At 62.9% G+C, this 26524-nt stretch carries 23 protein-coding genes; 9 read left to right on the top strand and 14 right to left on the bottom strand.

The window, feature by feature from the left end:
- Window positions 1-251: 251 nt before the first annotated feature.
- The 9 genes from AAC029_RS08790 to rsmI all read right to left on the bottom strand — a co-directional run bounded on the left by AAC029_RS08790 (window position 252) and on the right by rsmI (window position 11642).
- Window positions 252-1937, bottom strand: coding sequence for a hypothetical protein (locus AAC029_RS08790; RefSeq protein ID WP_339746473.1), 1686 nt, complete (start codon window positions 1935-1937; stop codon window positions 252-254).
- Between the two features lie 14 nt (window positions 1938-1951).
- A complete protein-coding gene (locus AAC029_RS08785; RefSeq protein WP_339746470.1) occupies window positions 1952-3868 on the bottom strand; it encodes a response regulator in 1917 nt (638 codons plus the stop codon).
- Between the two features lie 75 nt (window positions 3869-3943).
- Entirely contained in the window at window positions 3944-4768 is an 825-nt protein-coding gene (locus AAC029_RS08780; RefSeq protein ID WP_339746467.1) for a hypothetical protein, read from the bottom strand.
- Window positions 4769-5190: 422 nt separating this feature from the next.
- Window positions 5191-6456: a hypothetical protein gene (locus AAC029_RS08775; RefSeq protein ID WP_339746464.1), complete on the bottom strand. Its 1266-nt coding sequence runs from the start codon at window positions 6454-6456 to the stop codon at window positions 5191-5193.
- A 418-nt stretch (window positions 6457-6874) separates the two neighbouring features.
- On the bottom strand, window positions 6875-8401 hold the full coding sequence (locus AAC029_RS08770) for a YifB family Mg chelatase-like AAA ATPase (protein ID WP_339746461.1): 1527 nt from the start codon (window positions 8399-8401) through the stop codon (window positions 6875-6877).
- 207 nt (window positions 8402-8608) lie between these two features.
- Window positions 8609-9550, bottom strand: a complete 942-nt coding sequence (gene gshB, locus AAC029_RS08765) for a glutathione synthase (protein ID WP_339746480.1) — start codon at window positions 9548-9550, stop codon at window positions 8609-8611.
- A 2-nt stretch (window positions 9551-9552) separates the two neighbouring features.
- Entirely contained in the window at window positions 9553-10236 is a 684-nt protein-coding gene (locus AAC029_RS08760; protein WP_339746458.1) for a BON domain-containing protein, read from the bottom strand.
- A gap of 96 nt (window positions 10237-10332) precedes the next feature.
- Window positions 10333-10719, bottom strand: coding sequence for a YraN family protein (locus tag AAC029_RS08755; RefSeq protein ID WP_339746455.1), 387 nt, complete (start codon window positions 10717-10719; stop codon window positions 10333-10335).
- Window positions 10716-11642 (bottom strand): 16S rRNA (cytidine(1402)-2'-O)-methyltransferase, encoded by a 927-nt coding sequence (gene rsmI, locus AAC029_RS08750; protein WP_339746452.1) that lies wholly within the window; start codon window positions 11640-11642, stop codon window positions 10716-10718. The genes AAC029_RS08755 and rsmI overlap by 4 nt, the downstream gene beginning before the upstream one ends.
- A 43-nt stretch (window positions 11643-11685) precedes the next feature.
- Here rsmI and AAC029_RS08745 point away from each other — a divergent pair, with 43 nt between their 5' ends.
- Complete coding sequence (locus tag AAC029_RS08745) at window positions 11686-12978, top strand: penicillin-binding protein activator (RefSeq protein ID WP_339746449.1); 1293 nt, start codon at window positions 11686-11688, stop codon at window positions 12976-12978.
- A gap of 3 nt (window positions 12979-12981) precedes the next feature.
- Here the strand turns inward: AAC029_RS08745 and hemW are convergent, their stop codons facing one another.
- The gene (hemW, locus tag AAC029_RS08740; protein ID WP_339746447.1) at window positions 12982-14139 is read right to left on the bottom strand and encodes a radical SAM family heme chaperone HemW; all 1158 of its coding nucleotides are present in this window, start codon (window positions 14137-14139) and stop codon (window positions 12982-12984) included.
- Window positions 14136-14732 carry an RdgB/HAM1 family non-canonical purine NTP pyrophosphatase gene (gene rdgB / locus AAC029_RS08735; RefSeq protein ID WP_339746445.1) on the bottom strand — a complete coding sequence of 199 codons (597 nt, stop codon included), beginning with the start codon at window positions 14730-14732 and terminating at the stop codon, window positions 14136-14138. The genes hemW and rdgB overlap by 4 nt, the downstream gene beginning before the upstream one ends.
- A 373-nt stretch (window positions 14733-15105) precedes the next feature.
- On the opposite strand from rdgB, the gene AAC029_RS08730 reads away from it, so the two are divergent.
- The 3 genes from AAC029_RS08730 to AAC029_RS08720 all read left to right on the top strand — a co-directional run bounded on the left by AAC029_RS08730 (window position 15106) and on the right by AAC029_RS08720 (window position 17389).
- Window positions 15106-15660, top strand: coding sequence for a DUF2975 domain-containing protein (locus tag AAC029_RS08730; protein WP_339746443.1), 555 nt, complete (start codon window positions 15106-15108; stop codon window positions 15658-15660).
- 15 nt (window positions 15661-15675) lie between these two features.
- A complete protein-coding gene (locus tag AAC029_RS08725; protein ID WP_339746441.1) occupies window positions 15676-15912 on the top strand; it encodes a helix-turn-helix transcriptional regulator in 237 nt (78 codons plus the stop codon).
- 295 nt (window positions 15913-16207) lie between these two features.
- Window positions 16208-17389 (top strand): alpha/beta hydrolase-fold protein, encoded by a 1182-nt coding sequence (locus AAC029_RS08720; protein ID WP_339746439.1) that lies wholly within the window; start codon window positions 16208-16210, stop codon window positions 17387-17389.
- Here AAC029_RS08720 and rph read toward each other — a convergent pair.
- Entirely contained in the window at window positions 17386-18102 is a 717-nt protein-coding gene (gene rph, locus AAC029_RS08715) for a ribonuclease PH (RefSeq protein WP_339746437.1), read from the bottom strand. The genes AAC029_RS08720 and rph overlap by 4 nt on opposite strands.
- Before the next feature lie 140 nt (window positions 18103-18242).
- On the opposite strand from rph, the gene hrcA reads away from it, so the two are divergent.
- The 4 genes from hrcA (at window position 18243) to AAC029_RS08695 (ending at window position 22996) form a co-directional block, all read left to right on the top strand.
- Complete coding sequence (hrcA, locus tag AAC029_RS08710) at window positions 18243-19313, top strand: heat-inducible transcriptional repressor HrcA (protein WP_339746433.1); 1071 nt, start codon at window positions 18243-18245, stop codon at window positions 19311-19313.
- Window positions 19314-19325: 12 nt separating this feature from the next.
- On the top strand, window positions 19326-19964 hold the full coding sequence (gene grpE, locus AAC029_RS08705; protein ID WP_339746431.1) for a nucleotide exchange factor GrpE: 639 nt from the start codon (window positions 19326-19328) through the stop codon (window positions 19962-19964).
- 104 nt (window positions 19965-20068) lie between these two features.
- Window positions 20069-21367, top strand: a complete 1299-nt coding sequence (locus AAC029_RS08700) for a M48 family metallopeptidase (RefSeq protein ID WP_339746428.1) — start codon at window positions 20069-20071, stop codon at window positions 21365-21367.
- A gap of 105 nt (window positions 21368-21472) precedes the next feature.
- Window positions 21473-22996, top strand: a complete 1524-nt coding sequence (locus tag AAC029_RS08695; protein WP_339746426.1) for an FMN-binding glutamate synthase family protein — start codon at window positions 21473-21475, stop codon at window positions 22994-22996.
- A gap of 66 nt (window positions 22997-23062) precedes the next feature.
- On the opposite strand, the gene AAC029_RS08690 is transcribed toward AAC029_RS08695, so the two are convergent.
- Complete coding sequence (locus AAC029_RS08690; RefSeq protein WP_339746424.1) at window positions 23063-23410, bottom strand: hypothetical protein; 348 nt, start codon at window positions 23408-23410, stop codon at window positions 23063-23065.
- Between the two features lie 168 nt (window positions 23411-23578).
- Entirely contained in the window at window positions 23579-24232 is a 654-nt protein-coding gene (locus AAC029_RS08685; RefSeq protein ID WP_339746422.1) for an alpha-ketoglutarate-dependent dioxygenase AlkB, read from the bottom strand.
- 367 nt (window positions 24233-24599) lie between these two features.
- Between AAC029_RS08685 and dnaK the strand changes: the two genes are divergently transcribed.
- Window positions 24600-26504: a molecular chaperone DnaK gene (gene dnaK, locus AAC029_RS08680; protein ID WP_339746420.1), complete on the top strand. Its 1905-nt coding sequence runs from the start codon at window positions 24600-24602 to the stop codon at window positions 26502-26504.
- Window positions 26505-26524 lie beyond the last annotated feature (20 nt).

Below are 26524 nucleotides of genomic sequence, written 5' to 3'. Positions count from 1 at the left end.
CCCAATCCGGCACCCCACTATAACACCACACCCAACAGACAATCCCGGACGGATGGCCGGACGCGCCAGCGATCCGGGCGTAGATCAGGGACCCAGACGCCCGGCGGTTGGGGGCTGGGGTGCCGACATGGCCCCTCCGGCTTGATGGGTTTTGCGGTGGTGGATCTGGGTCCCTGATCTGCGCCCCGCATGCGCGGGGCATCCGTCAGGGATGACAAGCCGTTGTAGTTTTAGAGAGTTGAGCGCAGCCCCTAACCCACCCCAGACCCGCCCTCATCCGGCTGCACCTTCGCCGGTGCAAACTTCAGCCTTAGCGCTTCGGCGATGGACGCGACGACGGCGACCAGGCCGAGGGCGGCGGTGAGGATGAAGACGTAGGCGAAGCCCTGGCTTTCGATCATTTCGCCCAGCGCGCCACGGCCGAGGGTTCCGATCAGCATGGTCAGCGAGGCGAGCAGGGCATATTGCACGGCGGCATAGTCGGGGTTCACGATGGCGGAGAGATAGGCGACGAAGACGACGCTGGCGAAGCCGACGGCGAGGTTTTCGCCGGCAATGGCGGTGACCAGCCAGGACAGGCGTTCATTGACGCCGAACAGGCCCATCAGATCGCCCAGATGGGTGAATTGCAGGAAACCGCCGACGAAATGGGCGCCGGTGGTGAGGTCCCAGAACAGAAGATTGGTCGCGGCAGCGAGAATCGCGCCGAGGATCAGGCAGGGCATGCGGCCGATGGCTTTCAGCGCCAGTCCGCCAATGCCGACCCCGGTGATGGTCATGATGACGCCAACGATTTTCGAGGCGATGGCGACATCGTCGAGCGAATAGCCCATCGCGCCGAAATTGGTGCCGAGATAGAAGGGGTAGGCGAAGGCCCCCCAGACCAGATCGGCAAAGCGGTAGGACAGGATCAGCACCAGCACCAGCGGTGCGGCCCAGCCAAGCCGGGCGACCAGATCCATCAGCGGTTCGAGAATGAAGCGGTGCAGCGTATTGGCGGCGCGGCCGAGCCCGGTATGCGGCGTCTGTACCGGTTGCGGGTTCCGGCGCTCGATCCAGAGCAGGATGGCGGAGATGATCGCCGGTGCGATCACCGTGACGGTGACGATCCAGGGTCCGGTATTGCGGATGAAGTCACGCGCGCTCGGTGGCTCTTCGCCCAACACGGTGGCGGCCATGAAACTGCCGAGCGAAAACAGGGCCCAGCCCCAGCCGGCCACGACCAGCGCCAGGGCGAAATGGCGGATCCGGTGCGAGACGCCGCTGCCGAGCCGGATCAGATGATCATCGGCGGCGGCGACGCGGGTGGATTCGCGCGCGATCATCACCCCGGTGACCGCCAGCAACATCATCAGGGTGAGCAGCATGAAGGTGAAGGACCAGCCGATCCGCGCCGCCAGGATCAGCGCCAGGAAGCCGCCGAGAAAGCCAGAAACGCGATAACCGAGCTGATACAGGGCCGAGAGCGAATCGAGATGTTCGCCATCGCGCGCGACTTCGATGCGCCAAGCGTCGATGACGATATCCTGGCTGGCCGAAGCGATGACACCGATCAGCGCCATCAGCGTGATCAAGGGCAATTGGCTCTGCGGGTTGGCCAGCGAGATCGTCGCCATCGCAATCATGATGATCAGCTGGAAACCGAGCATCCAGCCGCGCCGATTCCCGAGACGCCCCAGCAAGGGCGGACGCGAACGATGCAGGGCCGGCGACCACAGGAATTTGAAAGCGTAGGCCAGACCGATCCAGGACAAAACGCCGATGGTCGAGACGTCGACGCCGGCCTCGGTGAACCAGGCATTCAGCGTACCGGTAAGGATGGCGTAGGGCAGACCGGCGCCAAGGCCGAGGAAGAGCATCGCCAGCAGGGTCTTGTCCTTGCCTGCCGCGCCGAGTCTGGAAAACATTGAGGGTTTCTCGCTCGTCGCTTGGGTCATGTGTCTGAAACTCCTCAGCCGATTGGCGTATTTCGCGCCATGCTGGCCTGCTTCCCGATGGCGCACAAGCGCGCGAGTGTCTGGGCCAGAAGATCGGGATCGACCGGTTTGGAGAGGAAATCATTCATGCCGGCTTCAAGGCAGGTTTTGCGGTCGTCCTCACTGCAATTGGCGGTCAGGGCGACCAGCGGCAGATCATGGCCGCTCAACCGCGCCATTCGGGCCAGTTCGGCACCGTCCATGCCGGGCATGCGTTGGTCGAGCAGAGCGGCGTCGAAATGGCTCGTCTCCAGCGCGCGCAGGGCGGCGCGGCCGCTATCGACGGCGGTGACATGGGCACCCAGCCGCTCCAGCGTCCGGCGCGCGATCAGGGCGTTGACCGGGTCGTCTTCGGCGACGAGGATTTGCAGCCCGTCCAGCAGACGCGTCTCGGGCTCTGGCTCGATTTGTGGCCGGGCGGCGGGCTGGCGCAGCGGCGCAGTACCGGCGATCTGTTCGATCAGGCTGGAGAGGCGCACCGGTTTGACGAGCCAGCCGTCGACGCCGTCGGGCAAGTCTTCGATGACATCGTCCTTGCCGGCCGGCGTCACCAATTGCCAGACATGGCGGGCGCCGGAACCGGCCGCATGCGCTGACCAAGCGCCATCGACCAGCAATTCGCGGCCCGATGCGGCGGCGAGGTTTTCGGCCCGGTCGATCGCGACAACATCACCGCCGAGCTCGCGCAACTGATCGCTGAGGGCCTGGCGCAGGATGGAGTCGGGGCTGGCGACGGCCAGTTCGCGGCCAGCCATCGGGGTGCCGAGGCCGCTGGCGAGCACGGGCAATTCGAAAATCACCCAGAATTTCGCGCCCTCGCCGAGCCGGCTTTCGACTCCCATCGAAGACTCCATCGCCTCAACCAGACGGCGCACCATGGCGAGGCCGAGCCCGGCGCCGCCTTCGGCGCCATCGCGTTCGGCAGCGCCGCGCTCGAAATGTTCAAACAGGCTTTGCTGGTCGAGCTCGGAAATCCCCGGCCCGCTATCGCTGACCGAGAGCGACAGCCGCGCCCGCCCATCGCCCGCCGGGGCGCAACCGATATCGATGCGGATACCGCCCTGGAGCGTGAATTTGACGGCATTGCCGATCAGGTTGAACAGGATTTGGCGCAGGCGCGCCGCATCGCCGGTAATCCGGGTCGGCGCGTCGGCGGACTGGACAATGCCAATCTCGAGGCCCTTTTGCTGCGCTCGCGGCGCCACCAGTTCGACGGTATCGCGCACCAGATCGGCGATATCGACCGTGTCGGGGCGCAGGGCCAGCTTGCCGGCTTCCAGCCGTGACAGATCGAGAATATCGTCAACCATGGCCAGCGCATGCTCGGCCGAACTGGCCAGAGTGCGGACATAATCGGCCTGGTCGGGCCGCAGCGGCGTTGTGGCGAGCAGGCCGGCAATTCCCAACGCACCGGCCAAAGGCGTGCGCAATTCATGGGTGACGGCGGCGAAAAACAGGGATTTGGCGCGCTGCGACGCTTCCAGATCGGCATGCGCTTCGTGGCGCGAACTGACATCGCGTCCAACCGAGATGACGCCGCGCCTGTCGGGCAGAAGCCGCTCATCCCATTCGATCCAGACGGGGCCCTGACGCGTGCGCATCAGCATTTCATAGCGGCGCGGATCATCGCTTTTGACCGGCGGGGCAACGGAGAACCATTGCCCGACCCAATCAGCGCGCGCACCGCCAAAGGCGGCGATGAAGGCGGCATTGACGTGGACGACCCGTCCGCCGCCACCGCGCACCAGCACCAGCTCGCCGGCCGCATCGAGCGCAGATATAAGAAATTCCGCCGCGCCCAGTTCGGTCGCAGTCGCAAATCTCTCATCGTCCGGCCCCGGCCTGGAGGCTTGGGAACCGGCCTCGCTGTCGGGCGGCGTTTCGCGTGTCATGACAGGGGAAAGCTAGCCGCGGGAAGTTAACGATCCGTCGTCATGGGCTGGGAGAATGCGAGGCCCGGGACAGGGTCAAGCGGGGTCAATCACCTCCGGGTCTGTGCAGCGCAATTCACCACTGCGGACAGGGAAGGCGAAAATCGGGTGGAGCCAGAGCTGCGGCAGCCGCCAACGGGGCGTGTCAGCGGCTTGCTGATACCCCTCCGCCAGCACGTGGGGCAGGCAGGATTGCAGCATCGGCGCCTCAACGACCAGCAGGTCCCAACGGCCGTCGAGCGCTTCATTGCGGCCGTTGAAATATTGCAGGAATCCGGTCCTGCCATCGCCAACCCCCCGGTAGAGGCGCCAGCCCTTGGGCACGCCGAAGCGTTCGGCGAAGGCAGCCTCCTCATCCAGTTGGGCCGCGTCGCGCTCGACTTGCCCGGACAGGCTGCGATCACGCGCGTCGCGGGAGATTTCGCCTGCGGCCACGTCGCGGTCGAGACTGGCCTCAAAATGTCGCATGTGCCGCGCCATGGTCGCAGGATCGGGCGTGCCGTGCAGCCCGACGACGGCGCCGGGCTCAAGCACGAGGCGCTGCGCCGCCGGAACAAAATAATTGCCGCACGACGACAGGCAGCGATCGCGGACCACCAGTGTGCGAGGCCGATCCCCGATCCGATTACCGATCCGGCGTCCGGCAAAGGTCTCACCGCCCTGCGAGGTGACGATGACGGTGTCTATTTCAGACCCGAGCAGAACGTCAACGCAATCGGCCAGGGCCGCATTGATCCGACCGTTGATTTCCAGCGTCCTCGCATCGAGCTGCCGACATTGGCCGTCATTGTCCGATTTTGTGAACAGCACAAGGTATGCCAAGCCCAACAGCGCCACGGTAATCAACCCGGCAATCCGCATTACACCCTCAATAACAATTCCATCGAATCGGCCCGGAGACCGGGAGACCATAACCCCCTATCGGCGGCCCGGACGGCCGATAAGTCGTGCACTGCTTTGGTCAGCCGAGACTCACCGGGGACATGGTCCCGTTGCGAGGAGTCAAGCACGCGTCCCGTTTTTAGTGCCACAGGGGCATGTCCCAACCGAAGCGAACAATGATGGTGACCAGAGTCTTGCAGGCTGGACCGGTCAACCCACGGAATTGTTGGCGACTCACTTCGCGGAACCAAACATCTGGCACAAACTTGGCTTCCCCGAAGGGGCTGGCCGGCCGCAAAAGTGGGGTAGCTGGTGGCGTTCCCCCACCGACAGCTGGGCATCTGACGCAGCTGAACCCCGTCCTCGATTGCGGTTGTTGTCGGAAGAGTTCGCCCCATCATCTAGTCCGATGCCGAGGTCATAATCTGATCGAAGAAAAACAGAAAAGCTGGCACCCAGGAACTGAAATTGTGTCCTCCAGCTTCAATCACCAACTGGGATGAGAGGCCCGCAGCAAGCAGCATATGATGCATGTCTTCCGTGCGGGCAAGCATGCTGCCTTCAAGTTGACCCGCGGCCAAGTAATAGTTTCTGCAATCGGTCGCCGAGCTCGCCTCAGCCACTTCCGATTGCTCGAGATTTCCGCCAGCAATCGACATCGCCATGATGCTGCACGCAAAACTCGGGTGGTCGAGCGAGTAGTCCAACACCCATCTCCCACCATTCGATTGGCCGAAGAGGACACGCCCAGCTGCCCCGCCGGTGTAGCCAAGCATCTCTTCGATCTGAGGCACTATCGCATCTTCGAAAATCGATCTGTAGCGATCATAGGCGGCGGTATCATTTGACATGGCCCTTACGTACTCATTGAGGCGCACGTCACTGGAGCCGCTTTCGATACCAATAAGCGCAAAACTCGGCATTTCCGAAAGTGTGCCCCCATAATACTCGAGAAGCGCCGGAGCGAAAACGTGGGGAGCGTTATTTCCGTCTTTTACATAAAAAATGTGTTTGGGCGGCAGATCGGGTCTATTTTGAAAAACATGCACGTCCCTATCGAGGCTGTCAAATCTAATGGTCTGATAGTCAACGTCTATTTGGCTTTCTTGGCTTCCAATATATGCTTTCTGATAATCTGAAATGCTCTCAAGAATGTATCCGGAACCGATCATATCAACATCGTTCATAAGTTCGATGTGAATGAATGCGCCAGCCGGGACGCCAAATCTTGCGACAGAAATCGGCTGACCATCGCTGTTCTCATGCGCCCTGAACGGGCCCTGGATGTCACAGCAAACAAACGACTCTCTTTCAGCGGAGAGCGAGGAAATCGTCAGAATGCCGTCTGACAAGGTCGAGAGGTACTCACCATTCGACGCAGCCGCGAACAGTTCGTTGGTAATTTCATCGAGGTCAGCTTGGGATAGGTGCCGGATTTCACAGAGCTTGGGAAATGGCGGAGACGATGAGCGACATTCCGGCTCGGCTATTCCCACCGCCCAAAAATCAATTTCCGGCCAATCCAAGGCCCCTGCCCCGCCGCTTGGCGCCAACAGCATCAGACAAAGAGCAATGGGCTTAACAAGCCGCCCGAACCAGGCGTTGAAAATGTCGCGCGCAAGTGCCGGATATCCACTTATCGTCAAGAAAAGGGTGCCCAATCTCATTTATAGCGTCCTCGAAAACGAGTGAATATGTTCGGTGTCCCCAATAGAGGGTGGATGAATTCAAAGCGTTGCTCTGGCTCGCGCGCTGGAGTTTACGCCGCCAACCGGCGATGCAATTCCGACCGGATGATCGTCGTCATTGATTACAAGCCTCCAGAGTTCGCAACCCCGCTCGAAGTAACCTCTCGCTGCCATCGATTGGCATTTGCGCTCACTGAATCGACGAAGAAACAGGGGGCTGCCATACAACTGGGTTTGGGATTCAGTCAATTTGGCAATTTGCGATTGTAGCCCATTTGAGGGATTTTGGAACCCATACCTGCGGTCAAAGCCTGGTCATGGAGGGTCGGCCCATCGCGGGGCATTTTTACCAGTCCTCGGCTGGCGCCAGCAACGAGGGGGACAGGCGCCGCGGCGTTTACCGCACACCCGCCGACACCGGCCCTGCCGCTTGCGCCAAACCTCGCCGGCACGACAGCGCTTCGGCGATGTGGATACGTCTCACGGCGTCGCTGCCGTCGAGATCGGCGATGGTGCGGGCGACGCGCAGGACGCGGTGGTAGCTGCGGGCGGTGAGGCTGTGTTGCTGGGCGGCCTGGTTGAGCAGGGCTTCGCCAGCACGGTCGGGGGCGGCAGCGTGTTCCAGTATATCGGGCGGCAGGTGCGCGTTGAGATAGCCACGTTCGGCCTGGACGGCGCGGGCGATGGCGACACGTGCGGCCGCTTCAGCCGTGCCCTCGACCGGGGCTGGCAGCGCCAAATCCGCAGGCGTGACGGGCGGAACCTGGATTTGCAGATCGATCCGGTCGAGCATCGGGCCGGAAATGCGCGCCTGGTAGTCGCTGGCACAGCGCGGACCCCGGCGGCAGGCCGAGCCATCCTGGCCACCACCGCCGCAGCGGCAGGGATTCATCGCCGCGACGAGCTGGAAGCGGGCCGGATAGGAGATATGCGCATTGGCGCGCGCAACCGTGATCCGTCCGGCTTCGAGCGGCGCACGCAAACTATCGAGCACTTGCGGATGGAATTCTGGCAATTCATCCAGAAACAACACGCCATGATGTGCCAATGACGCCTCGCCCGGCCTGGCCCTTGTGCCACCACCGACCATCGCCGCCATCGAGGCGGAGTGGTGCGGCGAGCGGAAGGGGCGATCACGGCGCAGACAACCGCGCTCCAGCAGGCCGGCCACGGAGTGGATCATCGAGACATCGAGCAATTCGGCCGCGGAAAGTGGTGGCAGCAGGCCCGGCAGACGCTCGGCCATCATCGATTTGCCGGAGCCGGGCGGGCCAACCATCAACAGATTATGGTGCCCGGCAGCCGCGATCTCCAGCGCCCGCTTGGCGCTCTCCTGGCCCTTGACCTGGTTGAGATCGGCAAAATTGGCCGTCTCGACCAGCTCGCCCGGCGCCGGCCGCGACAAGACCTGCGTGCCTTTGAAATGATTGATCAGCTGGATCAGGCTGGCCGGGGCAATGATCGGCAATTCCCCCCCCGCCCAAGCCGCCTCCGGGCCACACGCCTCGGGACAGATCAGTGACAGGCCGGCGGCTTGGGCCGCGACCGCCGCTGGCAAGGCGCCCGGTGCCGGTGCAATCGAGGCATCAACGCCAAGCTCACCAAAGGCGAGATTTTCCTCGACCGCATCGCGCGGCACCACACCGAGTTCGGCCAGCACGCTGAGCGCGATGGGCAGATCGAAATGCGAACCTTCCTTGGGCCGGTCGGCCGGGGCGAGATTGACGATCAGGCGCTGCGACGGCATCGACAGGCCCAGTGCCGCAAAGGCTGCCCGGACCCGCTCCCGGCTTTCGGTGACGGCCTTGTCGCCCAGCCCGACGATGGAAAATATTGGCTGCGATCCGCCGGCGACCTGCACCTGCACGTCGACCAGGCGCGCTTCAGCGCCTTCGAAAGCAACCGATGTAGTGCGAGCGGCCATTCGCCCTAACCTCTCCGCAGCTTGCCGGTCCGGGCTCAATCGACGGCGAAGACGGGATAACGTCCCGCTTTCAAGCCAGCCCCGACGGAAGGCATTGCGCTAAACAGTTACGAGTATTGAGTTTTCCACAGGCATGAGAACAAACCACGTCCAAAACATGAACACAGAATGGAACTGTGTCAACCGCAAGTCAAGCGTGTGTCAACTCTATGACACAAGCCTGCGCGCCACGGCATCCCAAAACAGGGCACAGCTATCGACACCGGAGAAGCGTTTGAGCTCCTGCACGCCGGTCGGAGAGGTGACATTGATCTCGGTCAGACGCCCGCCAATGACATCGATGCCGACCAGAACCAGGCCGCGTTCCTTGAGCATGGGCCCGATGGCGGCGCAGATGCGCAGATCGTCGGCATCGAGCGTCGAGGCCTCGGCCTTGCCGCCGACATGCATGTTGGACCGGGTTTCGCCCTTCTGCGGCACGCGATTGATCGCGCCAACCGCCTCGCCATCGATCAGGATGACGCGCTTGTCGCCCTTTTCGACCGCCGGCAGGAAAGCCTGGGTGACGACCGGCTCGCGATTACTTTCGAAGAACATCTCCAGCAGCGCCTTGAAATTGCCGTCGCCGGGTTTGAGTCGAAACACGCCGGCGCCGCCATTGCCATAGAGCGGCTTGATGATGATGTCCTGATACTTGTCGCGGAAGGCTTCGATGGCCTTTGCATCACGGCTGATCAGGGTCGGCGGCACCAGATCGGGGAAGAGCAGCGGCACGATCTTTTCCGGGCTCGAGCGGACCCAGGCGGGATCATTGAGCACCAAGGTGCGTCCGGCCAGCATTTCCAGAATATGGGCTGCGGTCTGATAGGCCATATCGAAGGGCGGATCCTGACGCATCAGGATGACGTCGATATCCGTCGCGAGGTCAAGCACGACCTCTTCGCCCAAAGTCGCGTGATCGCCGCGAACATGACGCACGGTCACCGGCCGCGCTCGCGCCGTGATCTTGCCCTCGCGCCAGGACAGGTGTTCGGGCTGATAGACCCACAGCGAGGCGCCGCGCGCCTGCGCCTCTTCCATCAGGGCGAATGAAGTATCGCCATCAATATTGACGGCCTGGATCGGGTCCATCTGGACCGCTACACGCATGTTCAACGGGAACCCTCCGCGGCGCCAAGCAGTTGCGGTGAGGAGTTGGGCAGGCTGCCGTCGGAATCAAGCCCCGGCATGGATTCGCCGGCACAGGCCGCAGCACGGCGTTCACCGCGCGAAGGCAGATCGCTGGGCTCGCCGGCGATGCGGACATAGCTGATCACCTCGACCACGCCGCCAACCAGGGCCGCTTGGGCACTGACGCGCTCAAGCTCGCCGCGCGAACGCGCCACGCCGAGCAGATAGACTTTGCCGGCATAGGTTTCGACGTTGAAATTGACGCTGCGAACATTGCGATCCGACAATAGACGGCCGCGCACGCGCTGGGTGATCCAGGCATCATTGGCCCGGTCGCGGAAGCCGTTGGTTGGCCCGACTTCAATTTCATTCGCCACCGAGCGCACCGCGACCGAGGACCAGGCCAGGCATTCGGCCATCAGACGGTCATCCTCGCGCGGCACGCGCCCGGTCAAAAGCGCAATACCTTCAGTGACCTCGACATCGATACCGTCGAGCGCAAAACCCTCGACCCGCAACATCGCCGATTTGATCGACAGCGAGGCATTGGTGTCATCAAGCTCACGCCCGATCGAGCGTTCGGGCTGGATCGCGGCGCAGGCCGAAAGACCGGCGAGCAAGCAGAGCAGGGGAAGAATCAGGATGGCATTGTTTCGGGCCGTCATCCGGCAGGCTCCTGTCGATCTGGAAAGCGGATCGGTCGATCCGCTGGATTGGTCACCCCCGGTGAAGCCGGGAACCATACCAAGCTAGGCTGTTTTCTAGAGAAGATCGAGAGCCTCGCGGCCTTCGGGAATCCAGGCCGCACGGCGATGTTGCGGCAGGCGTCCGGCGGCGACCAGAAACAGGTCATAGCGCATATGCAAACGTTCGAAGCCGGGATGGCGCGCCCGCCAGAGCGAGGCGGCGCGAATAATGCGGCCACGCTGGCGATCACCGAAGGATTCCAGTGCCGCCACCAGGGTGCGGCGCGCCTTGACCTCAACAAAAACCAGATACTCACCGCGCATCGCGACCAGGTCGATCTCGCCGGCCGCCGTGCGGGCGCGATGGTCGAGCAGGCGGTAACCTTTGCAGCTCAGCCAGAGCATGGCCAGCCGCTCGGCCCAGCGTCCGCGTGCTTCGGCGGCTCGGCGGGGTGCGGTCACATCCCGTCCCCTGGTTTGGGCTCTCCGCGCGGGGCGTCGCCCTTAAGGGCCAGGGCTCGAGCATAGACATCGCGCTTGCTCCAGCCGGAAACGTCGGCGATGCGGGCGGCGGCGTCCTTGATGCGCATCTCGGCCATCACCTGCCCCAGCGCCGCATCGATCCGCGCCTCGTCCCAGTGATCTTCGGGCCCGGGGCCGACCACAATCACCATTTCGCCGCGCGGCGGGCCGGCCTCGTGATAATGCGCCGCCAACGCGTCGAGCGTGCCGCGCCGGACTTCTTCATGGAATTTGGTCAGCTCACGGCAAACCGCCGCCTGCCTCGACCCCAACACCTTTGCCATGCTGGCCAGCGAGGCCGGCAGCCGCGAGGCGCCTTCATAAATCACCAGCGAACCCCGAATTTCCCGGAACGGCTTGAGCCAAGCTTCGCGCGCCGCCGTTCTGGGCGGCGGAAAGCCAGCGAAGGTGAAGCAATCGGTCGGCAGGCCGGCGACACACAGGGCGCTGAGCACAGCAGACGCGCCGGGGATCGCCGTCACCATCAGCCCGGCCTCGATCACCGCATGGGCGAGTTTATAGCCGGGGTCGGACACCAGCGGTGTGCCGGCATCGGAGACCAGGGCGATGATTTCACCGGCGGCGATGGCCTCCAGCACACGCGGTCTGACCTTGTCGCCATTATGGTCATGATAGGGCTGCAACTTCGCTTCAATGCCATAGGCATCGAGCAGGCGGCGTGTGACGCGGGTATCCTCAGCGAGGACGCGATCGGCTCCGGCCAACACGTCGAGACAGCGCAAGGTGACGTCCCGCAGATTGCCGATTGGTGTTGCGACCAGATAAAGGCCCGGCGCTAGCGCTTGCCCGCCGCGTGCTGGGCGGATAGCTTCGGGCTCGAATTCCTGGGGTGATTGAGTCATGACATCAGATGTAGCACTGCGCGCGTTCGACGCAGCAGGAAGAATGACACAAAAGAACGGTCTGCGCCTGCTCGCAATCCTGGCGGCGCTGACACTGAGTGCCTGCGGCACCACACCGAACTCGCCGCCACCGGGCGTTGTTGAGCTGCCGCCGCAGGTCGAAACGCCGATCGAGCCCGACACCAAACCCGTTATCGACGAAGCCGTCGGCCTGGTGCCGCCGCATATGGCCGGCCGGCAAATGTCCCGCGTCGCAATCCTGCTGCCGTTTTCGAGCGACAATGCCACCGCCCGTGCCGAATCCCTGCGCCTGTTGCGCGCCGCCGAACTGGCCCTGTTCGAGCGCGCTGGCAGCAATCTCCTGCTGATCCCCAAGGACACGCAAGGCACCGCTGAAGGCGCGCGCGCTGCAGCGATGGCCGCTTTCGAAGACGGCGCTGACATGATCATCGGTCCGCTGTTCGGCCAGTCCGTCACCGTCGTGGGTCAAGTTGCGCGCCGCGCCAATATTCCGGTGATTGCGTTTTCCACCGACACCAGCACGGCCGGCAATGGCGTTTACCTGCTCAGCTTTCCGCCTGAGCTCGAAGTCGCCCGCGTCGTCGAATACGCTTCGCGCCAAGGCGTGCAGCGCTATGCCTATCTCGGGCCACAAAGCCGCTATGGCATGACTGTCCATGATGCGCTGCGCGATAGTGCCGAGCTGACCGGCGGCAGCCTGACCACCGAAGCTTTCTACACAGGCGATGTCGAAGCCATGGCCAGTGCCGCCTCACGGTTGGCGCGCGGCGTGTTCCAACCCATCACGCCGGACGAAGCCAATGTATTGCGCCAATCCGACTGGGTTCCAGACCCCAACGCGCCCTTCCAGGCGGTGATGCTGCCGGAAGGCAGTACGCGCCTGCGCACGCTCGGGCCGCTCTTGATTTCCCAAGCCGTCGATCCGCTTGTCGTCCGCTTTCTCGGCACCGGCCTGTGGAATGATGAAGACCTGCTACGCGAGCCGGCCCTGCATGGTGGCTGGTTTGCCGGGCCCGACCGGGCCTCGCATGAGCGGTTCGAACAATCCTATGAAGCGGCCTATGGCAGTGAAGCCTCGAATATCGCCAGCCTCGGCTATGACGCACTCGCCCTGGCGGCGCATCTGGAAGGCGGCGAGCTTGGCTTCAGCCGCGAGGCGATCGAAGATCCGGAAGGCTATCTCGGCGTCGACGGCCTGTTCCGTTTCGCCCATTCGGGCCTGATCGAACGCGGGCTGGCGATCTATGAAGTCCAATCGCGCAGTTTCCGGGAAGTCGAACCGGCACCGCTGACCTTCGATCCGCTGGCCTATTAAGCGCTAGGACTCGTCGGGCACCAGCTCGCCGGAAATCCGGTCGGCAAAAATGCGGCCGGCCGGCAAGAGCCGAACCCGGCCGCCAATCTGTTCGACCAGACCTTGCCCGCTCAGCCGTGTTAGCGCGTCCAGATCAACCGACAGACCGGTCTTGCGCTGCAGTACGTCCAGATCGAGCCCGTCCCACAGGCGCATGCCCATCAGGATGCGCTCAGCGCGCTCCTCGCTGGCGCTGAGCGCTTCAAGACTGACCAGCCCGCTGCCGCTCTGGGCCACGGCATCGAGATAGGCTTTCGGCTGCGCCTTGGCTTCGCAGGCCTGACGCCCGACTTCGAGGGCCGCGCCAATGCGGCCATGTGCACCGGGGCCGACACCGATCCAGTCGCCACCCTCCCAATACAGCCGGTTATGCCGCGACTGATCGGTTGGGGTGCGGGCATGGTTGGAGATTTCATAGGCGGCAAGGCCATGGGCGTCGCAAATTTGGTGAGTCAGTTCGAACAGATCAGCCGCCAAATCTTCCGGACTGTCGAGCTGCTCACCTCGCGCGGCGCGGCGTCCGAAGGCGGTTCGCGCTTCGATGGTGAGCTGATAGGGCGAGATATGGCCGGCACCGAAGGCGAGGATTTCGCGCAGCTCGGCCTCCCAAGAACTCGCTGTCTGGCCGGCGCGGGCATAGATCATGTCGATCGAGACCCGGTCACACACCGCCATCGCGCGCTCAATCGCCCGGCGCGCCAACGGCCCGTCATGATCGCGGCCGAGCTGTTTGAGGGCCGCATCGTCGAGGCTTTGCACCCCGACCGATAGCCGGTTGATCCCGGCAGCAATGAAATCGCCGTAGTGCTCGACATTGTTCGGATTGGCCTCAAGCCCGATCTCGGCGCCCGCATCCAGACCCCAGAGCGCTTCGGCATGGGTGATCAGGCGTTCGATCTGGGTGCCGGTCATCAGAGAGGGCGTGCCGCCACCGAAATGGATACTGGCCAGCGGGCGGGCGCCGGTGCGGGCGCGCCAGTCGGTCATGTCAGCAAGGATCGCATCCAGCAGCGCCTCCTCCTGACCCTTCGGGCGGTAGACGTTGAAATCGCAATAGGGACAGATGCGGGCGCAATAGGGCCAGTGGACATAGAGACCCAGCGCATCGGCGAGAGGGTTCATCGCTCGAATTCCGCCGCCACCAGCGCCGTCAGGGCGCGGCCACGATGGCTCATCGCGCGTTTTTCCGCCGCCGTCATCTCGGCAAAGGTGCGATCCTCTCCCTCTGGCTGGAAAATCGCGTCATAGCCGAAACCGGCCTCACCGCGCGGTGGCCAGACGATCTCGCCCGCCACTTCGCCGCGATAATGCGATATCGCGCCATCTTCGCGGCACAGCGCCACAACGCAGACGAAGCGCGCCGCACGATTTGCGCTGCCGCTCGCCCCCAGCGCGTCGTGCACTCGGGCCATCGCCGTATTGAAGTCGCGCTCGGGCCCGGCCCATCGAGCGGAGAGCACGCCGGGGTCACCGCCGAGCGCATCAACGGCGAGGCCGGAATCATCGGACAGACAGGTCAGCCCGGTGGCCGTCCAGGCAGCCCGCGCCTTCAGCGCCGCATTACCTTCGAATGTCGGCTCGGTTTCATCGGGTTCATCCAGACCAATTTCCGCAGCGCCCTTCAGGGCAATACCGTGGGGCGACAAGATGGCCTCCAACTCTTTGATTTTCCCGGCGTTATGGCTTGCCAGCACCCATGTGTTCCGCTCCGTCATCGCCCATTCCTTACAGATGTTTTATCGGCTTTCGAGAAATTAATATCGAAAAACGATATTTTTTACTTGCGTCTATTCCGGTTCGCGTTTATCGATAATCAACAAGGACGGGAGACATCGTCCTCGCAGCAGAAATGACAACGGTAATGGTTTCGATTCAACACAAAGGAAACAGTGAGATGGTCAGGTCCGACAATTCCGGCTTTCGTATGTTCGCATCAATCGCGATTAATATGGTGCTTCTGATTTCAGTCGCCGCCGGTACGTTCTACGCTATTGCGCCAATGGTCGCGTAATGGTTGACATCAGATGAGGCCGGTCAGGCGGGGAAACCTGCCGCCGGCCCCATCGAGAGACTATGGGAAGGGTGGGCATGAAAGCGCTGGGTCGCGGATCGATTACGTCGGTTCTCAAGATGATACTGAGCGGAGCTTGGTATCTGGGTTGGGCCTTGCTCGCCTTTGCATCGCTCGTTTTGGTGGCAGCAGCCGCCGCCTTCCTGATGGATATTATAGGCTATTCGCCGGGACCTGTGTCGCAGGTATTCGACGCCGTACAGCGGTTGGGATGGATCTATCCCTTCCTGATTGCCGAGATCGTGGCAGCAATGGTCGTCATCGACCGTCTGCGCCGGGTGTTCGCCACCCTGATCGCCGGCGACCCTTTCGTTCCGGAAAATGCGCGCCATCTACAGGTGATCGCGATAGCCATCGCCGCCTATCAGGTGCTGCGGCATCTGACCCAGGGCGCGGTCGCGATGATCCTCACCCTGATGGACATGGACGAGCCGGTAGTCGGTTGTGGGCAACTTGATGTAACACCGAATATCGGCCTTGGTGCCTGGTTCGCGGTGGCAACCCTGCTGGTGTTTGCCGAAGTGTTCCGCGAAGGTGCGAAAATGCGCCAAGAACAAAAATTGACGATCTAGGGGGGAGCGCCAGATATGCCTATTCGCGTCACCCTTGATCGAATGCTGCTGGAGCGTCGCATGTCGCTCACCGAGCTGTGCGATCGCGTCGGAATCACGATGGCCAACCTGTCCATCCTCAAGACAGGCAAGGCCAAGGCCGTCCGCTTCTCAACCCTGGAGGCGCTGTGCCGCGAACTGGGGTGTCAGCCGGGTGACCTGTTGTCGTTCGACGATGAAGACGAGGAAGACAGTCGCGACGGCGCACGTTAAGCGCCCGAATTGTCACTGAAATTCGCCCACCTTATGTGTGGGTGGATCAGACGGCGGGAGTGGGCCTGCACGGTACGCCCCTTCCCAAGAGAGTCCGAGCGGGCCGTTTCCAGCCCCCCAGCGCACTCCCGCCGTCTGCCTATATTCTGAATTTGCGTCGCCCGAAGACGTCACCATCTCCAAGGATAGCGGGATTAACCCACTCGGCAAGTCACCCTGCACGCGCGGCAACGCCACCCTTTGGTCACAATTGCCTCATTAAGTAACCCAAGGGTGTTTTACTGGGGGTGTCATTTTGTTTCGAGCACTGGCGATTTCGATCCTGTTCACGACCGCAGCTGCAAGCGCGGATGAGCCGATTCCCCGGGCCGACGACACGGCGGCCTGCGAAGACAACACCGCGCACTTCTGCAGAATCGCTGACGGCGTCTCCCTGGCCGACGCGCTGGAGTACCTGAGCGACGCCGATACGGCCTACTGGACTGAGGGCGAGACCATCGTCATCGCCGCCCGGCGCCCAGCCGGCGGCGAACCCGCCCGCCTCTGCTGCGCCCTGCAGGAATCGCTCGATCTGCTTGATGATGGTCAAATCTGGGGCGCCCGCTTCTGGATCGCCGATCTCGACCAAGCCTTCATCGATATCAATGTCTCGCCCCGGCCCGAAAGCGCGGACGGCGAACCACAAGTCCTGACGTTCCGGGGTGCCAATTCACCGCCGCCACCGCCACAGAGCGCGAGCCTCAATGGCACGCTTGAAGACACCGAACTGGTCAGCGACGCGCTGGCAATGACCCGCACGCTGACCATCTACACCCCGCCAGGCCAGCCGCCGGCACAGGGATGGCCGGTGGTGTATATCGCTGACGGCCGCGCCGTGGCGGGGCTAGCGAATATTGCGGACGCGCTCATCATGAGTGGCGAGATCACCCCGGTCCTGCTTGTCGGGCTCTGGAATGCTCCCGCGCCGCCGACACCGCCGGTGGACTTTTCCTTCAGCACCGACTCACGGTCCCAGGAATATCTCTGGGGCGTCGATCCCGACCGCTTCCAGGCGCATCAAGACTTCCTGATGAGCGAGGTCATTCCGCTGACCGTGCGCGATTACCACGCGACGCAAAACCGGGATCAGCGGATGGTGTTTGGCTTCTCCAGTGGTGCCGCCTGGGCCTTGACGACGGCCCTGCTCCATCCCGATCAATTCGGCTATGTCACGGGGGCCTCATTCGGCTGGCAGCGCGCCATGACGGCAGCGGCGGCCAGCGCCGGAAGCCCGGCCTTCTATCTCAGCGGAGGCGAACTCGAGCCCGGGTTTCTGCGCGACAGCCAAAACGCCGCCGAGACTCTCTCAGCCGCCGGCGCCGAGGCTCATTTTCAGCGCTTCGTATCGGGGCATACATATCTGGCGTTCAGCCGGCAATTCGCGACGGGTCTCATGGCGGCCTTTCCAGCCACTCCGGGACCCGCCTCCGAGCCTTAGCGCTTGAGCGCTGCCAATTGCAGCGTTCCCAGATCGGCCACACCGGCCCGGGCGAGCGCAAACAATTCCTCGAACGCCGTTTCCGGAATCGGACGATCTTCTGCCGTCGCCTGGATTTCGACGATCCCGCCATTGGGTGTCAGGACAAAATTCGCATCGGCTTCGGCGCGGCGATCCTCTTCGTATTCGAGGTCGAGGCGGGATTCGCCATCGATGACGCCGCAGGAAATCGCCGCCAATTGGCCGTGCACCGGATCGGCCTTGAGCAGGCCCTCTTCCATCAGATAGGCGGTGGCCTGCTTCAGCGCGACCCAAGCGCCGGTGATCGCGGCGGTGCGGGTGCCGCCATCGGCCTGCAGCACGTCGCAATCAATGGTGATCTGGCGTTCGCCGAGTGCTTTGAGGTCGACCACGGCCCGCAGGGAACGGCCGATCAGGCGCTGGATTTCCTGGGTACGGCCCGATTGCTTGCCAGCCGCGGCTTCACGGCGCGAGCGCGTGTGGGTCGCGCGGGGCAGCATGCCGTATTCCGCCGTCACCCAGCCCTTGCCGCCACCGCGCAACCAAGGCGGCAGGTTGTCTTCGACGCTGGCGGTGCACAGCACGTGCGTGCCGCCAAAGCGGGCCAGGCAGGAGCCCTCGGCATAGAGCGAGACGCCCGGCTCAAGAGTGATGTCCCGCATGGCATCGGGCGCGCGTCCAAAAGGTCTCATAGGGCTCTCCAAAGCGTGTTCGACTGCCGCTCTAGCGGTCATCCCGCCGCGCATCAAGCACGCACACCGTCTTGAGCGCCGGCAAGGCTGCGCGGAACAGGGCAATTGAACCTTGGCGCGGTCAGGCCTAATTGATGGGGATGGCCGACACCACACCCAAGACCGGGCTCGCCGCCCTCGACGAGCGCATGCGCGATATTTTTCGCGAGATCGTCGAGAGCTATCTGCAATCGGGCGGCCCGGTCGGCTCACGCACCTTGGCCCAAGCCGGCAAGCTGGCCCTGTCGCCGGCTTCGATCCGCAATACGATGGCTGATCTCGCGCAGATGGGCCTGTTGTCGGCACCCCATTCCAGCGCCGGCCGGATGCCGACCCATGCCGGGCTGCGTCTCTTCGTCGACGGACTGCTGCAAGTTGGCGAGCTCAACGCCTCCGAACGCAGCGCAATTGAAGGCCGCGTCGCCACGACGGGCCGCACCGTGCCCGATCTGCTCAATGAAGTGTCCGCCGTGCTCGGCGGGCTGGCCGGCGGCGCCGGTTTGGTCGTGACGCCCAAGCGCGATGCACCACTGCGCCATGTCGAATTCGTGCCAATCTCGCGCCATGAAGTTCTTGCCGTACTCGTCTTTTCCGACGGCTCGATCGAGAACCGGCTGATGACGGCACCCGACGGCCTGCCACCGGCGACGCTGGTGGAGGCCGGCAATTTCCTCTCCTCACGCCTGACCGGACGCAGCTTGGAACAGGCGCGGCTCGATATCGAAACCGAAATCGCGGAAAACCGCTCCCAGCTCGACGCAGCAGCCCAGGGTCTGGTCAAGCAGGGCTTGGCCGATTGGGGCGGCGGCGGCGAGCATCGCTCCTTAATTGTACGCGGTCAGGGTCGTCTGCTGGAGAATCTCGAAGCCGCCGACGATCTTGAACGCATCCGGATGCTGTTCGACGATCTCGAGCGCAAACAGGAGCTGATCGCCTTGCTGGACAGGACCCGGGACGGCCAGGGCGTGCGCCTGTTCATCGGCGCCGAGAACCCGCTTTTCAGCCTGTCGGGTTCAAGTGTGATCGTGGCTCCCTATATGAACAGGGACCAGGAGATTGTCGGCGCGCTGGGTGTAATTGGCCCCACCCGTTTGAACTATGCGCGTGTTATCCCCCTGGTCGATTATACAGCCCGCGTCGTCGGCAAGATTTTGGACGGCGCCAGACCTTGAGAGTGAAGAAGCATGACTGACACGACCGACGGCACGCCTCTCGATATTGAGAATGAGGACATCATGACCGACGACGCGACCCAGGAAAATGACGCCGCCGAGGATATCCCCACCGGCCGCGACGATATCATTTTCAAGCTGAATGCCGAGCTGGAAGCGACGCGCGACCGGCTGCTGCGCTCCGTCGCCGAGGCCGACAACACCCGCAAGCGGGCCGAGAAGGAAGTCCGCGATGCGCGCGAATATTCCGTCTCCAAATTCGCCGAAGACATGCTCGACATCTCTGACAGTCTGTCGCGCGCCGTCGCTGCGGTGGACGAGGACACCATCGCCAATGCCTCCGAGCCGATGAAGAATCTGATCGATGGCGTTGCGATGACTGAACGCTCCATGCTGGCCAAGATGGAGCGACATGGCGTCCGCAAAGTCGATCCACAGCCGGGCGACGTCTTCGATCCCCACCTGCACCAGGCCGTCGCCCAAATCCCGTCGGACCAGCCGGCCGGAACCATCGCTGCGGCGATGCAGACGGGTTTCACGATCAGCGGCCGCACTCTGCGCGCAGCGATGGTCGCCGTGTCCGCAGGCCAAGCCACGTCCGACACACCGCCTAGCGGTGAGCCGGGTGGGCAAGTCGACCTCAAGGCCTGACCGGCAGGTTTTTATCCTTCGCCCTTGCCTATTGGGTGATGACGTCGTTCTAATTGCCCCCGAAGCGCCGCCACACTGCGGTATGTTCTTGGGGGGACAGCACGATGATCATCACCCATCTCGCCAGCCTGGCTTTGCAAGCGGCGCCGGGCTTCGACCCGGAAACGGCCACCCAGGCCTATCTCGCCACGCTCGACGGCGCCGCGCGCGCCCGCTCTGACAGCTATTTCGAAGGCGGGTATTGGCTGATCCTGGCCAATTTCGTGATCGGTCTGGCGGTCGCCGGCTTCCTGTTGCAAAGCGGTTTCGCAAAAACCCTGCGCGACAAGCTACGCGCCGCGGTGAAGTTCAACTGGCTGACGACACTGATTTTTGCGGCGGTCTACTCGCTGATCACCTCGATCCTGACCTTTCCGATGACGCTGTATGAAGGCTTCTATCGCGAGCACGCCTTCAACCTCTCGACCATGACCCTGCCAGACTGGTTTGGTGAGTGGGCGATCAATCTCGGGGTTTCGACCCTGATGTTCGCGATTTTTATCACCACTCTCTACGCCGTCATCCGCATCGCCAAGGCGAGCTGGTGGTTGTGGGGCACGGCCCTGTCGGTCGCCTTCCTGGGCTTTATGCTCTTCCTCTCGCCGGTCTATATCGACCCGCTTTTCAATGATTATCAGCCGATGGAGGCCGGCGAGCTGCGCGACGATATCCTCTCGGTCGCTCACGCCAATGGCATCCCGGCTGACGATGTCTTCGTGTTCGACGTCTCGCGCCAGTCCAACCGCATCACCGCCAATGTTTCCGGCCTGTTCGGCACGACGCGGATCGCCCTGTCCGACACACTGATCGAGAATACGGATCGCGATGAGGTGATGGCGGTAATGGCGCACGAGATGGGCCATTACGTGCTCAACCATATCTGGGAAATGTTCGCGATGTTTGCCCTGCTGCTGGCGATCGGCTTCGCCATCACAAACGGGCTGTTCGGCTGGGCCAATCGTGTGATGGGCAGGAAATGGGGCGTCACGGATATCGGCGACATCGCCGGTCTGCCACTACTGCTGGCCTGCCTGTCGGTCTTCTTCTTCGCGACGACGCCCATCTTCAACACCATCATCCGCACCAATGAGGCCGCGGCCGATCTATTTGGCCTCAACGCCGCACGAGAACCGGACGGATCTGCCACAGTAGACCTGCGCTTGGCCTCTTATCGCAAGATCGAGCCGGGGGCGCTGGAAGAATGGTTCATGTTCGACCACCCATCCGGCCGTGCCCGCGTCTTTATGGCGATGCAATGGAAAGCCGGCCAGCTGGAACTGGGCGCTGCCGACCAGACGCCGGATCTGCGCATCGACCGGGCGGAGGCGATTGCGGCGGAGCTGGAGGCAGCCAACGCGGAATAAGGCGCATCACAGCCGATCACAAAGGCTGGAGGCAGAGCGTTCGCCGCTCGCCTCCGGCAGACCGCTGCGCCATCATGACCCCTGTCCAGTCAATGGAGTGACGCGATGAATTTGCCGCCCTGGGCCATGCAGGCCATGTCCGTACTGACCCAGCTTTTCATCCTGGCGCTGGGGGTCGTCGCCCTGATCGCGCTCATCCTCTTCATCATTGATCGCACCCAGACCACTGATGCCATCCGCCGCAATTATCCCGTGGTCGGCCGGTTTCGCAGCCTGTTCACGGCGCTGGGCGAGTTCTTCCGCCAGTATTTTTTCGCGATGGATCGCGAGGAATTGCCGTTCAACCGTGCCGAACGCGAATGGGTCTACCGCTCGGCGCGCGGCGAAGGCGGCACGGTCCCGTTTGGTTCAACCAAGCCGCTGACGCCGGTGGGAACCCCTATTTTCTCCAATTGCGCCTTTCCGCCGCTCGACGATCACGCCGCGGCCACCCAAGCGCTGCGCATCGGGCCAACGGCGCGCCAACCCTATGACGCGCCGTCCTTTTTCAATATTTCCGGCATGAGTTTTGGCGCCCTGTCGAAGCCGGCAGTGCGGGCTTTGTCGCGCGGGGCGGCCAAGTCCGGGGTCTGGATGAATACCGGCGAGGGCGGGCTAACCGACATGCATTTGGAGGGCGGCTGCGACATCGTCGTTCAGATCGGCACTGCCAAATATGGCGTGCGTGACGCCAAGGGCGGCTTCTCGGAGGAGAAGCTGCGTGCCGTCGCCGCGATCCCGCAGGTCAAGATGTTCGAGCTCAAGCTCAGCCAGGGCGCCAAGCCGGGCAAGGGCGGGATATTGCCGGCGGAAAAAGTGACAGAGGAGATCGCGGCGATCCGCGGCATCCCCGCTGGCGAGGCGTCAATTTCCCCCAACCGCCACCCCGAAATCAGCAATTCTGTCGAACTGCTCGATACCATCGCCTGGCTGCGCCAGATCACCGGCAAGCCGGTCGGCTTCAAGGCCTGTATCGGTGCCTATGGCTGGCTGGAGGAATTATGCCTGGAGATCAAGGAGCGCGGCGTCGACAGCGCGCCCGATTTCTTCACCATTGATAGCGGCGATGGCGGCACTGGAGCCGCGCCGATGGCGCTGATGGACAATGTCGGCCTGCCAATCCGCGAAAGCCTGCCCATCGCCGTGACGATCCTCGGCGCACATGGCCTGCGCGGCCGGATGCATATCATCGCATCGGGCAAGCTCTTGACCCCGGGAGCGGTCGCCTGGGCGTTGGCGTCGGGCGCGGATTTCATCCAGTGCGGCCGTGGCTTCATGTTCTCGCTTGGCTGTATCCAGGCGATGAAATGCCACAAGAATACCTGCCCGACCGGTGTCACCACCCATGACCCGCGCCTGCAGCGCGGCCTCGTGGTGGGGGAAAAGTCCGAGCGCGTGGCGCACTACGCCAATACGGTGCGCGAGCACGTCGAGATCATTGCGCACTCCTGCGGCGTCGCCGAGCCGCGCCTGCTGCGGCGCAAACATGTCAGGCTGGTACAGGCCAATGGCCGCTCGATCCCGATGACGGCGATCAATTATATGCCGCCCAGCGAGGCCGAGCCGCCGGAATTGCCGAGCCAGAGCTAGCTCCGGGCAGAAAAAAGCCCGCCCCGCCGGTCATCGGCGAGGCGGGCCCTTATCGGTCAGTCGGGCTTAACAGCCGCGACGTTCGCCATTGCGCCAGTAGGAACAGCCATCCCTGTCGTCGAGATAATACTGGCCGCCGGTACGCTGGTCGGTATAGAGGCGCGACTGGTGGGTGTTGTTTTGATCCCACATGCAGGTGCCTTCGCTGCGGCAACCGGCATAGGCGCCGCCTGCAGCACCGATCGCGCCACCAATGATGGCGCCAGTGCGAGCATCGCCCGAACCGGTATTATTGCCGATGATGGCACCCGCCGCAGCGCCCATAGCCCCGCCGGCGAGGGCGCCCTGACTGGTCGCGCCGCATGCGGCCAAGCCGAGTGTCGCCAAACCAACAATGAGAATTTTCCTGAACATAATATCATGCCTCCCTGTCCGACCGGGGCGCGAAACCGCACCACATCCGGTCGCTATGATGAATTCAATCCTGGATGCCCGGCGAACAAGTCGCCAAGGTCAACCGATTGCATCATGCGACCAATGGCGTGGCGAAATTAAGGTGGCCGGTTTTTCGCAGGCGAATATTCAACCTTGTCCCAGCTCAAGCAGGGTCACTCGCCGCAGGGTCAAATTAATCCGCCCGCCGCCGGTGAACGCGGCCTCAGGCAGAAGCGTTGACGTGCCCGGATATATCCGGTCGACCCCGTGATAACAGCGCCGGGCTTCGCCGCCGAGCACGACGACATCACCCGATGACACGATCAGCGAACCAGTCTTGCCACCGCGCTGCGGGCCACCAATACGAAATCGCGCCTTGTCCCCCAGCGAGACCGAGATCACCGCGGCATCGGTCGCCTCTTCGTCCCAATCGACATGCAGCCCCATCCGGCTGTCCGATGCATACCAATTCACCAGACAGGCCTCCGGTGGCGCCGGATAGGCCGCGAAATCCCGCCAGAGCTGCAACAGGGCTGCGGGTATTTGCGGCCAGGGCTGGCCGGTCTCTGGGTGACGCGGCTCATAGCGATAGCCCTTCGCCTTGTCCGTCACCCAGCCGAGCGGGCCGAAATTCGTCATCATCACCGAGAGCGGCTGCCCGGTGCGTGGCATGGAAGGCCGCCAGAAGGGCGCACACGCCTGCGCCGCGATCACCGCCTCGATCAGCGCCGACTGGGCCGAGCGGTCAAAATGGCCTGGCAGATAGCGAAAGCCGTCGGGAAGGATAAAGGGCGCGGTCATGGGCCAGAAAATGCCGCAGTCCACGCAGCGCGGCCACCCGGAAAGCGCGCGGCTGGTGCGATCAGCGCATTTCCTCAAGCGGGCAACGCCTCACCGTCGGATACGTCAGCGCACGGGCAGGACGGGCGGGAATCGCAAAAACCCTGCACTGATCCTGCACGCGCACTTGCGCTCCGCGCCGTCGCTCCCTAAATCGCCTACCAAGAGCGGGGCTATTACCGCTGAACACGAACCACGTCCGGCGGCGGCTCCGCTGGACAATCAACGACGATCCCGAAGGGGGCAGTCAACCCGGGTAATGGACGCTTGATTTCAAGGTCTGTATCCGCGTGGCGGTCCCGCTGTGAGAAAAACGGAGAATATATCTATGAGCAAGGTCATCGGCATCGACCTGGGAACCACCAATTCCTGCGTATCCGTCATGGAAGGCGGCACCGCAAAGGTGATTGAAAATTCCGAGGGCGCCCGCACCACCCCGTCCGTTGTCGCGTTTTCCGCTGACGGCGAACGCCTGATCGGCCAGCCGGCCCGTCGCCAGGCTGTCACCAATCCGGACTTCACCTTCTTTGCCATCAAGCGCCTGATTGGCCGCACGATGGATGACCCGACGGTCAAGAAGGACATCGACATGGTGCCCTACAAGATCGTCCCGTCGGAAAACAACGCCGCCTGGGTCCAGGGCCGCGACAAGAAATATTCGCCTTCGGAAATCTCCGCCTTCATTCTGCAAAAGATGAAAGAGACCGCCGAAGCGCATCTCGGCGAAAAAGTTGAGCAGGCCGTCATCACCGTGCCGGCCTATTTCGACGACGCCCAGCGCCAAGCGACCAAGGATGCGGGCAAGATTGCCGGTCTTGAAGTCCTGCGCATCATCAATGAGCCCACCGCAGCCGCACTCGCCTACGGCCTCGACAAGAATGAAGGCAAGACGATTGCCGTGTTCGACCTCGGCGGCGGCACGTTCGACGTCTCGGTGCTCGAGATCGGCGATGGCGTGTTTGAAGTGAAAGCCACCAATGGGGACACATTCCTCGGTGGTGAAGACTTCGACATGCGCATTGTCCAGTATCTCGCCGACGAGTTCAAAAAAGAACACGCGATCGACCTGCGCAAGGACAAGCTGGCCCTGCAGCGTCTGAAGGAAGAAGCTGAAAAGGCGAAGAAGGAACTCTCTTCGGCCACCAGCTATGAAGTCAATCTGCCCTTCATCACCGCCGACGCTTCCGGTCCGAAACACCTCAATATCAAGCTCTCGCGCGCCAAGCTCGAAGCCTTGGTCGAAGATCTGGTCAAGCGCACCCTCGAGCCCTGCAAGAAAGCGCTCAAGGATGCCGGCCTGACCGCCGCCGATATCGATGATGTCGTGCTGGTTGGCGGTATGACCCGGATGCCGAAAGTGCAGGAAGTCGTCAAAGGCTTCTTCGGCCGCGACCCTCACAAGGGTGTCAACCCGGACGAAGTCGTTGCCATGGGTGCCGCCATCCAGGCCGGCGTGCTGCAAGGCGACGTCAAAGACGTGCTGCTGCTCGACGTCACCCCGCTCTCGCTGGGTATCGAAACGCTGGGCGGTGTCTTCACCCGTCTGATCGAACGCAATACGACGATCCCGACCAAGAAGAGCCAGGTCTTCTCGACCGCCGACGACAACCAGACCGCCGTCACCATCCGCGTCTCCCAGGGCGAGCGTGAAATGGCTGCCGACAACAAGCTGTTGGGTCAGTTCGACCTGGTCGGCCTGCCACCGGCACCGCGCGGCATGCCGCAAGTCGAAGTCACTTTCGACATCGACGCCAACGGCATCGTCAACGTCTCGGCCAAGGACAAGGCCACCGGCAAGGAGCAACAGATCCGCATCCAGGCCTCGGGTGGTCTGACCGACGCCGATATCGAGCAGATGGTCAAGGACGCCGAAGCCAACGCCGAAAGCGACAAGGCCGCCCGCGCTCTGGTCGAGGCCAAGAACGGCGCCGAAGCCATGGTGCACCAGACCGAGAAGCAGCTTGAAGAGTTCGGCGACAAGGTCCCGACCGCCGACAAGGAGCTGATCGAGACGGCGCTGGCCGAGCTGAAAGAGGTCAAGGATGGCGAAGATCTCGAAGCCATCCAGCAGAAGACCCAGGCGCTGGTCCAAGCTTCGATGAAGCTCGGCGAAGCCATCTATTCGGCCCAGCAATCGGAAGCTTCCGAGAGCGACGGCGAAGAGAAGGCGGATGATGATGTTGTCGACGCGGAATTCTCCGAGGTTGACGACGACGCCAAGAAAGACGCTTAAACTCCATCAGTCCCGGGACG

It is taken from the genome of uncultured Maricaulis sp. (assembly GCF_963975345.1).
GTDB lineage: Bacteria > Pseudomonadota > Alphaproteobacteria > Caulobacterales > Maricaulaceae > Maricaulis.
This window is presented reverse-complemented; position numbering and strand designations above follow the sequence as displayed.